This is a genomic window from Nocardiopsis sp. NPDC007018, from assembly GCF_040635075.1.
In the GTDB taxonomy this organism is placed as follows: domain Bacteria; phylum Actinomycetota; class Actinomycetes; order Streptosporangiales; family Streptosporangiaceae; genus Nocardiopsis.
Genome location: NZ_JBEYHA010000007.1, coordinates 21,005 through 34,390, shown reverse-complemented (window position 1 = coordinate 34,390; position 13,386 = coordinate 21,005). Strand labels below are relative to the sequence as shown.

General features: G+C 72.7%; 12 protein-coding genes. 1 reads left to right on the top strand and 11 read right to left on the bottom strand.

The window, feature by feature from the left end:
* Nucleotides 1-84: 84 nt before the first annotated feature.
* The 11 genes from ABZ635_RS05250 to ABZ635_RS05200 are packed head-to-tail and all read right to left on the bottom strand — an operon-like array spanning nucleotide 85 to nucleotide 12,055.
* Entirely contained in the window at nucleotides 85-993 is a 909-nt protein-coding gene (locus ABZ635_RS05250; RefSeq protein WP_357759219.1) for a glycosyltransferase, read from the bottom strand.
* Nucleotides 975-1,817, bottom strand: coding sequence for a glycosyltransferase (locus ABZ635_RS05245; protein WP_357759216.1), 843 nt, complete (start codon nucleotides 1,815-1,817; stop codon nucleotides 975-977). Before ABZ635_RS05245 ends, ABZ635_RS05250 begins: the two co-directional genes overlap by 19 nt.
* Complete coding sequence (locus ABZ635_RS05240; RefSeq protein ID WP_357759214.1) at nucleotides 1,801-2,859, bottom strand: NAD-dependent epimerase/dehydratase family protein; 1,059 nt, start codon at nucleotides 2,857-2,859, stop codon at nucleotides 1,801-1,803. The genes ABZ635_RS05245 and ABZ635_RS05240 overlap by 17 nt, the downstream gene beginning before the upstream one ends.
* Before the next feature lie 55 nt (nucleotides 2,860-2,914).
* Complete coding sequence (locus tag ABZ635_RS05235; protein ID WP_357759211.1) at nucleotides 2,915-3,601, bottom strand: SDR family oxidoreductase; 687 nt, start codon at nucleotides 3,599-3,601, stop codon at nucleotides 2,915-2,917.
* Between the two features lie 27 nt (nucleotides 3,602-3,628).
* Complete coding sequence (locus ABZ635_RS05230) at nucleotides 3,629-5,014, bottom strand: PfkB family carbohydrate kinase (protein WP_357759208.1); 1,386 nt, start codon at nucleotides 5,012-5,014, stop codon at nucleotides 3,629-3,631.
* Complete coding sequence (locus tag ABZ635_RS05225) at nucleotides 5,011-5,604, bottom strand: SIS domain-containing protein (protein ID WP_357759205.1); 594 nt, start codon at nucleotides 5,602-5,604, stop codon at nucleotides 5,011-5,013. Before ABZ635_RS05225 ends, ABZ635_RS05230 begins: the two co-directional genes overlap by 4 nt.
* Nucleotides 5,604-6,863 carry a glycosyltransferase gene (locus ABZ635_RS05220; protein WP_357759202.1) on the bottom strand — a complete coding sequence of 420 codons (1,260 nt, stop codon included), beginning with the start codon at nucleotides 6,861-6,863 and terminating at the stop codon, nucleotides 5,604-5,606. The genes ABZ635_RS05225 and ABZ635_RS05220 overlap by 1 nt, the downstream gene beginning before the upstream one ends.
* Complete coding sequence (locus ABZ635_RS05215) at nucleotides 6,860-7,900, bottom strand: glycosyltransferase (protein ID WP_357759199.1); 1,041 nt, start codon at nucleotides 7,898-7,900, stop codon at nucleotides 6,860-6,862. The genes ABZ635_RS05220 and ABZ635_RS05215 overlap by 4 nt, the downstream gene beginning before the upstream one ends.
* The gene (locus ABZ635_RS05210) at nucleotides 7,897-8,877 is read right to left on the bottom strand and encodes a glycosyltransferase family 9 protein (protein WP_357759514.1); all 981 of its coding nucleotides are present in this window, start codon (nucleotides 8,875-8,877) and stop codon (nucleotides 7,897-7,899) included. The genes ABZ635_RS05215 and ABZ635_RS05210 overlap by 4 nt, the downstream gene beginning before the upstream one ends.
* A gap of 17 nt (nucleotides 8,878-8,894) precedes the next feature.
* Complete coding sequence (locus ABZ635_RS05205) at nucleotides 8,895-10,394, bottom strand: HAD-IIIA family hydrolase (protein WP_357759196.1); 1,500 nt, start codon at nucleotides 10,392-10,394, stop codon at nucleotides 8,895-8,897.
* Nucleotides 10,391-12,055 (bottom strand): carbamoyltransferase C-terminal domain-containing protein, encoded by a 1,665-nt coding sequence (locus ABZ635_RS05200; protein ID WP_357759193.1) that lies wholly within the window; start codon nucleotides 12,053-12,055, stop codon nucleotides 10,391-10,393. The genes ABZ635_RS05205 and ABZ635_RS05200 overlap by 4 nt, the downstream gene beginning before the upstream one ends.
* Nucleotides 12,056-12,288: 233 nt before the next feature.
* Between ABZ635_RS05200 and ABZ635_RS05195 the strand changes: the two genes are divergently transcribed.
* Nucleotides 12,289-13,383 carry a glycosyltransferase family 9 protein gene (locus ABZ635_RS05195; RefSeq protein ID WP_357759190.1) on the top strand — a complete coding sequence of 365 codons (1,095 nt, stop codon included), beginning with the start codon at nucleotides 12,289-12,291 and terminating at the stop codon, nucleotides 13,381-13,383.
* The last annotated feature ends 3 nt before the right edge of the window (nucleotides 13,384-13,386 follow it).

Below are 13,386 nucleotides of genomic sequence, written 5' to 3'. Positions count from 1 at the left end.
CGCGGCTACCCCGGCTCCCGGGGCGGTACACGTACGTCCGGAACCGGAAGGGCCGCCCGGGGCCCCGGGCGGCCACCAGAGGCGCTACCCCACGTACCGCCGGGCCTCGGACCTACGGCGCGGCCCCGCGAGCAGGCGCAACCCCTCTTCCACGTGCGCGGGCACCGGGCGGCGTTCCCTGAGCACCCAGGGGAGCCCGGCCAGGGCGTCGAGCACCGCCAGCGCGCTGGTCACGTCGTACGGGACCGACCCCAGCACGGACCGAGTGTGGTCCAGTGCCCCGCTCGGGGCGCGGCGCAGCCAGGCCGTCCACAGGGTGTTGCGGATGCCCTGGCGCCTGCGTCGACGCGGCTGCCGGACCTCCGACGCCTCGTGGTGGGCCACCATGGCCTCGTCCCAGCACATCCACCAGCCGTCGGCGGCCAGGTCCAACGCCAGGAGCTCCTCCTCACCGCCCAACCACAGACGCGAGGAGAAACCCCCGGCACGGCGGAACGCCTCCACCCGGAACACGGTCACCCCGGCAAGGACGCCCAGCAGGGCGGGCCCGGGAAGCCAGTCGGGGCACGGCAGCGGCGAGTGGCGCAGCTCCGGGGTGAGCGGATCTTCCTCGCCCCGGGGCTCCACCAGTAGGCGGGCGGTGATCGCCCCGAGGCGCGGGTGTGCGTCGAGCAGGCGGACCGCGCGGCCGAGCGCGCCCGGCTCCCACCAGGTGTCGTCGTCGCAGAAGGCCACATAGGGGGTGGGCAGGGCCTCGACCCCCAGGTTACGGCCCACCGCGCCCAGGTTGGCACCCGCGCGGATGAGGTGCGTCCCCGGGTGCTCCTCCTCGACGGTCCGCGCGGTGCCGTCGGTGGAGGCGTTGTCCACGACCACGATCGGTGGCGACTCCGGCAGTTCCTCGAGGAACCGCAGGGTCCGGGCCAGTTCACGCCTTCGGTTGTGCGTGATGACCACGACGCCGATCCGGGTGTTCACGTCCGTTCCAGACACGCGAGATCCTCCTCCACCGACGCGGGCAGTCGACTACGCGCTGCCCACACGCGGGGCGCCATGGCCACCGCCAGGCGCAGCGCCCGGCGGGCCTCGGGGTCCCGCACCCCCCGCGCCAGCGCCCTGGCCGTGCGTTCCAGGACCACCCCGGGTCTGCGCCGCAGCCACACGGTGAGCAGCGCGTTGCGCTGCTCCAGAGTGCGCCGCCACCGGCTGGGCGGGCGCGACGCGGACGGCCGGTGGTGGGCGTGCACTTGCGGCAGGTGGCACAAGCCCCACCCGCGGACGGTGAGGTCCTGCGCGAGGAGCGCCTCCTCACCGCCGAAGAACAGCAGCGAACCGAACCCTCCCACCTCGTCGTAGGCGGCTCGGCGCACGACGCTCGCACAGGCCAGGAACCCCAGGGCCCGGGGCCAGGGCAGGTCGGCCGCCGGGGCCAGCGGGCTGTGCAGCAGGTCCCCGTTGACGGGGTCGGGGCGCTCTTCCTCCCCCACGTAGACCGCCGCCGCCACCAGGCCCAGCCGGGGGTGCGCGTCCAGCGCGTCCGCCGCGCGTTCCAACGCACCCGGGTACCACCAGGAGTCGTCGTCGCTGAAGGCCACGTAGGGAGTTTCGGTGAGCGCGACCCCCGTGTCCCGTGCCGCGCACCCCGCGTTGCGGTCGTTCTCCACCAGTGTGACCTCGGGGAACCTGCTCCGGACGGTCTCTCGTGTGGAGTCACGCGAGGCGTTGTCCACGACCACAACCGGCGGCGCGGGCTCCAGCGAACGCAGGCGGGTCAGGGTACGGCACAACTCCCCGACCCGGTCACGGGTGATCACCACGACCGACACCCTGGATCGCTTCGTGTCCGGCTCCATCCTCTTCCTCCCTTGCCTGGCGGAGCACCCCGTCCGCCTTGTCGGCGATGTCCATCTCCGCGTGCCGACCCATGAAATGGGCGAGCGTTCGGCGCAGGCCCTCTTCCAGCCGGACACGCGGGCTCCAGCCCAGGGCCCACCCGGCCCGGGTGATGTCGGGCCTGCGGAAGTGCGGGTCGTCCTGGGGCCGGTCGACGAAGACCACCTCCGAGCCAGAGCCGGAGAAGTCGCGGATGAAACGTGCCAGCGTGAGGACGCTGACCTCCTCCTGGCTGCCGATGTTGACCGGCCCGGGCTCCTCGGACTCCTCCAGGAGCAGCAATCCCTCCACGGTGTCGTCCACGTAGCAGATCGAACGCGTCTGGTGCCCGTCGCCGGTCACCGTGATCGGACGTCCGGACAGCGCCTGCGTCATGAACGTGGGGATCATGCGCCCGTCGTCGGGACGCATCCTGGGGCCGTAGCTGTTGAAGACCCGGGCGATACCGACGTCGGTCGCGCCCTCCCTGTGGTGCGCCATCACCAGCGCCTCGGCGTACCGCTTGGCCTCGTCGTACACGCTGCGCGGACCGACCGGGTTGACGTGTCCCCAATACGTCTCTCGCTGCGGGTGCTCCCTCGGGTCCCCGTAGACCTCACTGGTGGAGGCCAGGACGAAACGCGCGCCGTGCGTCCTGGCGCAGGCCAGGGCATTGCGGGTGCCCAGGCTTCCGGCCTCCAGGGTCGGGATCGGCAGCCGGAGGTAGTCGGCGGGCGAGGCGGCGGAGGCGAGGTGGAACACCGCCGAGACGGGTTCGTCGACCTCCCAGGCCTCCGTGACGTCGGCCAGGTGGAGGCGGAACATCGGGTGGTCGAGCAGGTGGCGGACGTTCTCCGTCCGCCCGGTCGCCAGGTTGTCCAGGCACACCACCCGGCGGCCCCGTTCCACGAGGCGATCGCACAGGTGTGACCCGAGGAATCCGGCGCCTCCCGTCACCAGGACGGCGCCCTGTCCGGAATGCGGCATGTCTGTTCCCTCCTCTGGATACGGGCCGCGCCGGCCCGGGACGGTTGCTCGTTTCTCAGGGCCACGAGGTCTCCATGGACGGACACACGACCATCTCCCGCACCTCACACCCGCGCGGCTGACGGAGCGCTGTCAGCACCGTCGCCGCGACGTCCGCCGGATCGTTGAGCTTGGCGTCCGGCCCCGGCTTGTACTGCTCGGGCCGATCGTCGAAGAAGGCGGTCCGCATCCCGCCTGGTACCAGGAGCGTGACGCCGACGGACCCGGCGAGTTCGGCGGCCAGAGCCCGGGTGAATCCCACCACGCCAAACTTCGAGGCGCAGTAGGCGGTGGCGTCGCTGAGCGCCCGCAGGCCCAGCGTCGAGGCACAGTTCACGACCGTCCCCCCGCTCGCCCGCAGGTGCGGCAGGGCCGCGCGGGTGACCGCGACCGTCCCCAGCAGGTTGACGGCGACCACGCGCTCCCACTCGTCCGCCGCGACCTCCCCCAGGGTCCCGCAGGCGTCCGTCCCGGCGGCGTTGACCACGGCGTCGATCCGCCCGTGCCCCTCCACCACGTGGGACACCGCCCGTTCGACGGCGTGCCGGTCGGCCAGGTCGACCTCCTCGAAGGCCGTGCCGTTCCCGGGGTGGCGGCGGTCCAGCACCACCGGCGTCCCGCCCTGTTCCGCCACGGCCCGGGCGGTGGCGGCTCCGAGCCCGGAGGCTCCGCCGGTGACGATCGTCGTTCCGATCTTCCTCATGGTTCCTGCTCCTTCCAGTGGGTGCGTTCAGGTCGCGGGAACGTCCTCGTGTTCGCGGATGCGGTCGATGAGCCGGGTGGAGGAGCGCCCGGCGAGCAGGGGCACGGTGACCACTTCGCCGCCCGCGTTCCGCACCGCGGGTGTCTCCGGCAGGAGATCCGGGTCGTAGTCGCCACCCTTGACCCACATGTCCGGTCGCAGCCGTTCCAAAGCCCGGACCGGAGTGAGCTCGTCGAAGAGGACGACCGAGTCCACGCAGTCCAGGGCCGACAGGACCCTGATCCGGTCGTGCTGGTGCACCACCGGACGCCCCTCCCCCTTGAGAGCCCGGACCGAGGCGTCGTCGTTGAGCAGAACGACCAGGTGGTCGCCGAGCGCGCGGGCGCGTCGGAGCAGGTCCACATGACCGGCGTGGAGCACGTCGAAGCAGCCGCCGGTCGCCACCACCCGTCCGCCGCCCCGACGGACGGCTTCGGTGACCGGCGACGGGGTGTGGAGGGTGACGGCGGGCCCGCGGCCCGGTACGGGGGTCGTGTGCGCGCCCGCCGCCCCCCGGCCGACGAACGCGGTGGCGGCCCTGGCGCCCTCGCACACGGCACGGTGCGTGTCCGGTGCGGAGGCCAGAGACCTGGCACAGGCCGCGGCGAAGGCGTCGCCGGCCCCGCAGGTGTCCACCGGGGTGCGCACCGGAGACGGGGCGGTCCGCCCCCCTTCGTCCCAGCGGTCGCACCACACCGCGCCCTCCTCGCCCAACGTGACAGCGACCGCGTCCGCCCCCCAACGGGCCACGAGGCTCCGGGCCCGTTCCTCCGGGGTCCTCAGAGCTCCGGCGCCGCCCAGGAAGGACTCGGCCTCGTTCGGTGTGACCAGGGCAGTGCCGGGAACGGGCGGGGCACCCCTCGGGTGCGGGTCCCACACCACGGGCACCCGCCCCACGACCCGGGCCAGGGCGTCGCGGACGATTTCCTGGCCCGTCATGCCGAGGCCGTAGTCGGAGACCAGGACGGCGCTGGCCCCGTCGAGGAGGGCGTACATGTCCGTGCCGCCCCTCCACGCGAACCCGGGTTCACACCCCTCGTCCACACGGGCCACGGTGCCCTCCGCCGTCTGGACGCGGGTCTTGGTCGGTGTGTGGGCGCGCGGGGAGGGCGTGACAAGGACCACCCCGGCGCCCAGTCCACGGGCCACCTCCGTGGCGGCGGCGTCGGCTCCGAGCGCCGTGACGAGTACGACGTCGACTCCCGAGTGCTCACTGAGCAGGCGGGCGGTCAGTGCGGCGCCCCCGGGCCGGTGGCGGCGGGTGGTGTTCTCCACGACGGGGGCGGGCGCGTCCGGACACGTGCGGTACGAACGGCCGATCAGGTCGACGTCCAGCAGCGCGTCGCCGACCACCACGATGGTTCCGGTGCTCATGTCGTCGTCCTCCTCTGTACCGGGACCTCCAGGGCGAGTCCGAGCCGCTCCAGCCGGTTGTCGACGGACGCGCAGAAGACGTGCACGAGGGCCAGGTGAACCTCCTGGACGGTCGACGCGGAGACCGCCGGCACACCCACCGCCTCGTCGCTGAGTACGGCCAGTGCGCTGGCCTCCGGACCGGTCAGCGACCACGTCACCACCCCGAGCTCACGGGCGGCCCTGGCCGCTTCGACCACGTTCTCGCTGGTACCACTGGTGGACAGGCACACGAGCATGTCGCCCCGCGCCGCGTGTGCGCGAAGTTGCCGCGCGAACGCGTACCGGTAGCCGTAGTCGTTGGCGATGGCGGTGAGACTGGAGGTCTCCGCGTGCAGTGCCAGGGCGGACAGCGGGGCTCGCTCCCTCTCGAAGCGCCCGGTCAGTTCGGCGGTCAGGTGCTGGGCCTCGGCCGCGCTGCCTCCGTTCCCGCAGGCGAAAAGGCGCCTGCCGGACGCCAGTTCGGGCGCCGCCGTGCGTCCCCAGCGCTCGACGCTCTCCACGTCGGTACCGGCCAGGGCGTCGACGAGTTCTCGCAGGTGCGTGTGCATCAGTCCTCGCCTCCCGTGGCGGTACCGACCGTTCGCTCGAGGACCTGGGTACGGGGGCGTCTGGGCCGGGGCACGTCAGCGGAGGCCCCGGCGCGGTAGCAGTCCACCGTGGCCCGGGCGACCGCCTCCCACGTGTACAGGTCCTCGACTCTGCGCCGGGACGCCTTGCCCAGGTCCTCCCGACCCCCCGGGTCCGCGAGCAGGCACCGCAGGGACTCGGCGAGTCGTGCCGGGCGCCTCGGGGGCACCAGCACCCCCGTCCGACCCGGCACGACCGTGTCCCGGTGCCCTCCCACTCTCGAGGCGATCACGGGAACACCACAGGCCATCGACTCCAGGGTCGAGATCCCGAACGGTTCATACCAGGGCACGTTGACCGCGATGTCCACCGACCTGATCAGGGCGGGAACGTCGACGCGGTCGACGCAGCCGAGAAAACGCACCCGGTCGCGCAGCCGCAGTTGCGCCGCCATCGCCTGGAGGCGTACCGCCTCGGGGTCGTCGGCCAGCTCGCCGGGCGGTGGTCCGCCCGCCACGAGCAGTTCCGCCTCGGGCACCGCCGCCACGGCCCGGACGACCGTGTCGACGCCCTTTCGGGGCACCAGTCGGCCGAGGCTGAGAACCCGGGGACGCCTGCCCCGCTCCATGACGGGGCCCGTCGGTGAGAAGCGTGTCGAGTCGACCCCGCAGGGCACCACCGCCACCCGCTCGGGCCCCACCCCCCAGGTCAGCAGTTCGTCCCGCTCCTCGTTCGAGGTGGCCACGACCATGGTGCTGGCTCGGGCCACCTGGCGCTCGACCCCTCGGCGCTGCGGCGGGCTCGTGTCGGCGGCCCCCTGGAACCGGCGCTTGACCGACCCGAGGGCGTGGAAGGTCTGGAACACGGGAATCCCGAAGGCCTCCGCGGCCGGAACGGCCGCGGCTCCGCTCATCCAGAAGTGGGCGTGCACGACGTCCGGCCGCCACCAGGCCCAGGCCCTGCGGAGCCGCCGTCCGAACTCGGGCATGTGCGGCGGCAGGTGGTCCTTGCCGACCGCGGCGACCGGTCCGGCTCGCAGGTGTTCGACCGTGACTCCGTCGGCCAGGGCTACCCGATCGGGACTCGTGGTGTCCGCGCGACGCGTGTAGACGACCACCTCGTGCCCCAGGCCCGCTAGGGCCGTGGCCAGTTCCGCGACATGGACGTTCTGCCCCCCGGCGTCCTCTCCGGTGATGCACGCCAACGGACTGGCATGCTCCGAAACCATCGCGATCCTCATCGTGACACCTCCTCCAACAGCCGATCCCAGTCGTCAAGGAACCTGGGAAGCCCGTACCGCTCCAGCGCGGCCTGCCTGGCCACGGCTCCGGCCCGCTCCGCGTGTTCCCGGTCCTCCAGGAAGGCGAGCAGGGCGTCCCGGAGCACTCGGGGGTCGGTCGACACCACTCCGGCCTCCGGCGGCACCGCCTCGTAGGCCTCCGTGGCACCCAGGGCGGCGACGGGCAGGCCGAGCATCATGGCTTCGATGAGCGAGAGTCCCAACGAGGTCCACCTGAGGGGATGCAGGTAAGCTCGCCGCCGGGCCAGCTCGTGGTGCATGGCGAGCTGGGGCAGGTCCTCGTGGGTCCGGAGCCGGGACTCACTCAGCCCCAACCGCGCGGGTGCGCCCTCGACGGCCATTCCGAACAGGTCCAGGGGCACGTGCTCCGCGATGCCTGGCAGCAGGTCGGTGCCGGTGAAGCGCCAACGGCGCAGGGGCTCGTTGAGGACCACCCCGGCACGCTGGACGTCTCCTGTGTAGAGGTGACCCGGATCGGGGACACCGTGCTCGACCACTCGGGTGGGAGCGCGTCCGCAGTCCCAGAACAGGTCGTTGAAGTGCGTGACGTGCACGACCGGTATGTCCGACCGGTCGGCGAGGGGGTGCCGCGTGTCGGGCACCGCGCCACGGGGGGTGTCGTGTTCGACGTAGACGGCGGGAACCTCGTGACCCGGAGCCCGCCCCAACCAACGCGCGGACAGCTCGAGTTCGTGCGGCCGCTGCAACACCACCAGGTCGACGTCGGTGTCGAGGAGCTCCTCGGTAGGCACCTCGACGGCGTTGTCGGGCCAGTCCCAGGTGCGGGCCCTGCCCCTCCCGTCGGGCCCGCGCTCCGGTTCGAGCGGTAGCAGGCACGTGTGGCCCGACCTGACGAACGCCGTCGTCCAGGACCCGTGCACGTGCCACAAGAGGACTCGAAGGACTCTCGCCGGGGTCCGCACCGCCGTGGCCGCCCCCCGCTCCCGTGTGTGCGTCGTGTACGTGTTCGCGGTCATCGCGGACCCTCCAGTTCCTCAATGGCGGTCAGCACGTCCCCGGCGGTCACTCCGCGCAGGCACGGGTGGCCGGGAACCGGGCACTCGCGGGCGCGAGTCCCGGCGCATGGCGCCGTCTGGTCGCCCAGGACACGACGCGCCACCCCGTAGGGGGCCCAGGCCGAGACGGGCACCACCGGAGCGAAGAGCGACACCACGGGAGTGCTCAGCGCCGCCGCCAGGTGGGCGGGGCCGGTGTTGCCCACCGTCAGGACCCTGGCCCGGCGCAGCACGTCCGCCAGTTCGGCGGTGCTGGTGCGTCCCGCGAGGTTGCGGGCGTGGTCCGCCGCCACGGAGGAGGCGTCGGCACCGTCCGACCCCGTCACGACGACGCGATGTCCGCGGTCGTGCAGCGCCGCCGCGACCTCCGAGGCGAGAACCGGGGGGAGTTCGCGTGCGGGCGCGTCCGCTCCCAGATGAACCGCGAAGTACGCGCCCGGGCCGGTCAGAGCGACCGTGTCCGGAAGCCTGTCGGTCAGTGCCAGTCGTCCGTCGTCACCCGGCGCCAGACCGAATCCCGCCGCCTCCACCAGGGAGAGGGCGCGCTCGGGCTCGGGGATCGCGGGAGCGACCCGGTGGCGTACGTCGAGAAGGCTCCCCGGGTAGTCCTCGCTGATGGCGCTGACTCGTCTCACCCCGGCCATCCTGAGCAGCAGGGCCAAGGGCAGCGGCGACTGGTGGTAAGAGGTGAGGATGACGGCCTCGCGCGCACCGGTCGCGACGATCCGGGCGATCAGGTCGTCCACGTCGGCGCGGTCGACGGGCGGCGGCACCGGATCGATCCACGGTGACCGCCACACGATCGTGCCGTCCACGCCCGGAAGGAGCTCGGCGGCGGCCGCGCCCCTGGGCCCGACCAGCATGACCACCCGTTCCGATCGGTGCGCGACCGCGCGCACGGCGGGCCCCGACAGCGCCACGTCGCCCATGCTGTCCATCCGCGCCACGATCACGGTCACGGCCGCCCACCCCCCAGGAGCCTGACGACCGCTTCGAGTGGTCCGTCCTCCACCTCGGGCACCGCACGCAGTTCGGCCTCCCGAGTGCGAGGAGTGGGAACGAGGACACCCCTGGCACCCGCCGCCGCGGCCGCCTCCACGTCCGCCCCGATGTCGCCCACGACCGCGCACTCGGCCGGGGAGACCCCCAGCTTCCTGGCCGCGGAGAGCACCATCCCGGGACGCGGTTTACGGCAGGCACAACCCTCGTCCTCCCGGTGGGCGCAGACCTCCCACACGTCGACCGGCCCGACGAGGTCGTCGATCCTGCGGTGGACGGCGGACACGTCATCCTCGGTGATCAGACGGCGCCCCACGCCTGACTGGTTGGTCACCACCGCCACCGCGAGTCCGTGGCTCCGCGCCAGTTCGATCGCCCGCGCCGCGCCGTCGCGCGGCGCGACCAGCGCCGGGTCTCCGTTGTAGGGCACGTCCTCCACCAGGGTCCCGTCGCGGTCGAAGAGGATCGCCCTCAGGGATGGCCGCCGCCGGGAACGCGCGTGTCGAAGCTCTCCCGCGGCCCGGTGCCAGACGGCCAGCGGCGGGACGAGCGCACTGGTCAACGCCATGTCGGCCCACTCCCCGGCGTCGGCGGGCCCGGACATGATCCTGGCCGCCGCGAAGCGAGCCGTACGCGCGGCCCACAGGGCGCCGAGCCCGCCCGCCGTCCGTGGCCGGCCGGCGAGGGCGGCGGCGGCCGACGCGACGAGCAGGGTGGTGGTGACCGTGTGGGAACGCAGCGACCCGGGCGCCTCGTCCACGCGTTCGCGCCAGCGCGACCCATGGAGACGGCGCATGAGGGCGTTGTCGGCGTTGCCTCGTTGGGCGGTCAGCGAGGCACCCCTGCGTCCCTTCGACGCCGGGTGCACGCACACGCGCTCTCCCAGAACCAGACACAGGCCCGCCTCCTCCATCCGCAGCGCCAGGTCCGTGTCCTCCCGGTAGGCGCGGGGAAAACGTGTGTCGAAGCCCCCGACCCGTTCGAGGGCGCCGCGACGCAGCGCCAGGTCAGCGGTGATCCACCGGGCCTGCTCCAACGCGATGGTGTTGCGCTCGTTGTCGGTGGGGCGCCGTCCCGCCGGACGCGGGACGACGATGCGCCCCTGGCTCCCCGCGACGTGCTGTGGCAGGTCCTCGAGGTCGGCGCTGAGCCGTTCCGACCAGTTCGGGGGCGGCCGTACGTCGTCGTCCAGGAAGACGATCCACGGCGCTGAGCAGGAATGCCACCCGGCCTGGCGCGCGGTGGCCGGGCCACGGCCCCCGGTCCGAAGGACACGGACACCCGGCCAGTTGACGCCGAGGACCGGTTGCGCGTCGTCGGCTCCGGGGCGGTCGTCGACGACCACCACCTCACTGGGTGCGACCGCCCGCGGAACCGTGACCAGAGCACGCAGGACCTCGTCCAACCCCGGCCTTCCCACGGTCGGGATCACGATCGCGTACTCGGGCCCCGTCACGGCCTCGCCCCGTCGGCCCCGGCCCGTCGGATGAGGAAGGGCCCCAGCGCGAGGACGTCCACCGGCGCGGAACCGAAGCACTCCAGGGCGTCACGCGGCGAGTCGACCATCGGCCGCCCCGCCGTGTTCAGGCTCGTGTTGACCAGGACCGGAAGCCCGGTCAGCGCCTCGAACTCGGCGATCAGCCGCGCGGTGGTCGGATCGTCCTCGCGCTCCACGGTCTGCACTCTGGCGGTGCCGTCGACGTGGACCACCGCCGGTATCCGTTCACACCACTCCGGCGCGACCTCGTGCACGAAGAGCATGTAGGGGCTGGGCAGCGGCCCCCGGGAGAAGATGTCCGGGGCGCGTTCGGCCGACACCATCGGGGCGACCGGGCGAAACTGTTCCCGACCCTTGACCCGGTTGAGCCTCTCGAGGTTCTCCTCCTTGGAGGGGTTGGCCAGCAGGGAGCGATGCCCCAGGGCCCGGGGACCGTACTCCGACCTCCCCTGGAACCACGCGACCAGAGCGTCGTCTCTCAGCGCGCGGGCCACCTCCGCGACGAGGTCGTCGGGGCGCTCGAACTCGACGTCGGCGTCCTCCAGGATTTCGCGGAGTTGGTCCTCGTCCCAACTGCGGCCGAGGTCGGCACCGGGCATGGGGCGAATCGTGTCGCCCAGGTCGGCGGCGACCTGGAGTGCTCCGCCCAACGCGGTCCCGGCGTCGCCCGCCGCGGGTTGGACCCAGACCTCGTCGAAGGGGCCCTCAGCGGCGATACGGCTGTTGGCCACGCAGTTCAGGGCCACCCCGCCGGCCATCGCCAAGCGGCTCAGCCCCGTTCTCTGGTAAAGCCACTCGACGAGTTGGAGGAGGACCTCCTCCATCCGGTTCTGCACACTGGCGGCCAGGTCCGCGTGACGCCGGTCCGGTTCCTGCCCGGGCTGTCGCGCGGGCACCAGGGACTCCCAGTCCACTCCGGACGCCACGATGAGCCCGTCGCCCAGATAAGCGATCCGGTCTTTGAGGAGTTCGTCCAGCGCGGGTTCGCCGTAGGACGCCAGGGCCATGACCTTGTACTCGTCACTGGACCGCCGGAACCCCAGGTGCTCGGTCAATTCCTCGTAGACCAGGCCCAGCGACTCCGGGAGGTGCTGCCTCGCGTAGACGTCCAGCTCCCCGTCCGGGGTGTAGGCACCGGCCAGGTGCGAGGTGGTCTCCCCCCGCCCGTCGGCGACCAGGACCGCCGTCCCCTCGGAACCGTCGGAGGGGGCTGGCGCCGCCAGGGCGGCGGAGGCCGCGTGCGCGACGTGGTGCGGCAGGTATACGACGCTGGCCGGGTCCAGGCCCGGCAGTGCCGTGGCCAGGAAGTAGGGGGCGCGCTCGACGTAGATGGACCGCAGGCGCTCCCAGACCGGCTCGAGTCCCGGACCCTCGCTCCTCGCGAGGCCGGGGTCGTAGGAGTAGGCGACCGCGTCCAGTTCGGACGGATGGAGCCCGGCCCGGTCCAGGCACCAGCGCATGGCCTGCTCGGGCAGCTCCCAAGCGGAGAAGGGAACGGCCTCCTTGCCGTGCTTGCGTCGGGAGAACCTCTCCTCCTCAGCCGCGGCGACGGTTCGGCCGTCGACCACCAGTGCCGCAGCGGGATCGTGGAAGACGGCGTTGACGCCGAGTACCCGCATGGACATCCTCCTCACCGTCTGGGTGCCGCTTGGACACCGAACACAAGCAGTCGACTACCTAGCGCGAAACGGTATAAACGTGACGGTCGAACGATTGACCTGCGGTTTCGTTGTCGATCACCTTCGATCGGGCTCGGCAGCCAGCTCGGTGGTCCCATGCGCGTCGCGGTGTTTGCCGGACCACGCGAGGGGTCAGGTCCGAGGCACGTGGCGCTGGATGGCGAGGGGGTTCGATGGGCGGTCGACACACTCGGCGCAATGCCGTCCCGGGTCGGTCGACGGCGCCGCCACGGCGCGCCCTCCTGGCGCTGCGGTGCCTGGGGCTGGGGGACTTCGTCACCGCCGTTCCCGCGCTGCGCGCGTTGGAGCGGGCGTTCCCCCACCACGAGCGTCTGCTCGCGGCACCGGTCGTGTATCGCGATCTGCTTCGTCTGGCGGGGCTGGCGTGGACCGTGGTTCCGGCCGAGCCGTTGCGCCCTCCCCCGTGGCGGGGCCCGGCGCCCGACCTGGCGGTGAACCTGCACGGTCGGGGCCCGGAGAGCACCGCCGCCCTGCGCGCGCTCGTACCGGCCGGGCTCTGGTCCCACACTCCGCCGGGAGGAGCCCCGGGGGCAGCGCCGCACGGGCACGCGTGCCCTGCCCAACCCTCCCGATACACGGAGGCGCCCTGGCCCGGGCCCGTGCACGACGCCCGCCTCTGGTGCGGTCTCCTGGAGTGGAACGGCGTGAGCGCGAATCCGACAGACATGTGCTGGCCGCGGCCTGCTGGGCGTGGGGTACGCGGGGGACGTACAGACACGGCCCCGGGAAGGACTGCGGACCCGGGCGCGGCGATCCTGCACCCCGGTGCGAAGTCCGCTTCCAGACGGTGGCCCTCGGAACGGTTCGCGTCGGTGGCTCGGTGGCTGCGGACACAGGGGCTCCGTGTGGTGATCACCGGCTCGGCCGGTGAACGCCCCCTCGGACTCCGGGTGGCCGCAGAGGCGGGTCTGGACCCGGAGGCGGTCGTGGCAGGTCGGACCGACCTCGCCTGTCTGGCGCGGCTGGTGGCCGAGGCCAGGCTGTTGGTAAGTGGCGACACCGGTGTGGCCCATCTCGCGACCGTCTACGGCACACCGTCGGTCCGGTTGTTCGGACCGGTGTCGCCCGCACTGTGGGGTCCGTTGATCGACCTCGACCTGCACGAGTGTCTGTGGAAGGGCGAATCGGGCGACCCCCATGGGGACCGACTCGATCCGGGCCTGGACGCTCTGGGCCCCACGGAGGTACGCGAGGCCTGCGAGCGTGCCCTCCGCCGTGGCCGCACCTGGTCACAGGCGGGTGCGTGAGGG

Excerpts from the sequence above, each read along its gene's own strand:
- ABZ635_RS05220 (WP_357759202.1), bottom strand. The coding sequence starts at position 6,863 with ATGAGGATCGCGATGGTTTCGGAGCATGCCAGTCCGTTGGCGTGCATC.
- ABZ635_RS05195 (WP_357759190.1), top strand. The coding sequence starts at position 12,289 with ATGGGCGGTCGACACACTCGGCGCAATGCCGTCCCGGGTCGGTCGACG.
- ABZ635_RS05235 (WP_357759211.1), bottom strand. The coding sequence starts at position 3,601 with ATGAGGAAGATCGGAACGACGATCGTCACCGGCGGAGCCTCCGGGCTC.
- ABZ635_RS05240 (WP_357759214.1), bottom strand. The coding sequence starts at position 2,859 with ATGCCGCATTCCGGACAGGGCGCCGTCCTGGTGACGGGAGGCGCCGGA.
- ABZ635_RS05225 (WP_357759205.1), bottom strand. The coding sequence starts at position 5,604 with ATGCACACGCACCTGCGAGAACTCGTCGACGCCCTGGCCGGTACCGAC.
- ABZ635_RS05230 (WP_357759208.1), bottom strand. The coding sequence starts at position 5,014 with ATGAGCACCGGAACCATCGTGGTGGTCGGCGACGCGCTGCTGGACGTC.
- ABZ635_RS05200 (WP_357759193.1), bottom strand. The coding sequence starts at position 12,055 with ATGCGGGTACTCGGCGTCAACGCCGTCTTCCACGATCCCGCTGCGGCA.
- ABZ635_RS05215 (WP_357759199.1), bottom strand. The coding sequence starts at position 7,900 with ATGACCGCGAACACGTACACGACGCACACACGGGAGCGGGGGGCGGCC.
- ABZ635_RS05210 (WP_357759514.1), bottom strand. The coding sequence starts at position 8,877 with ATGGACAGCATGGGCGACGTGGCGCTGTCGGGGCCCGCCGTGCGCGCG.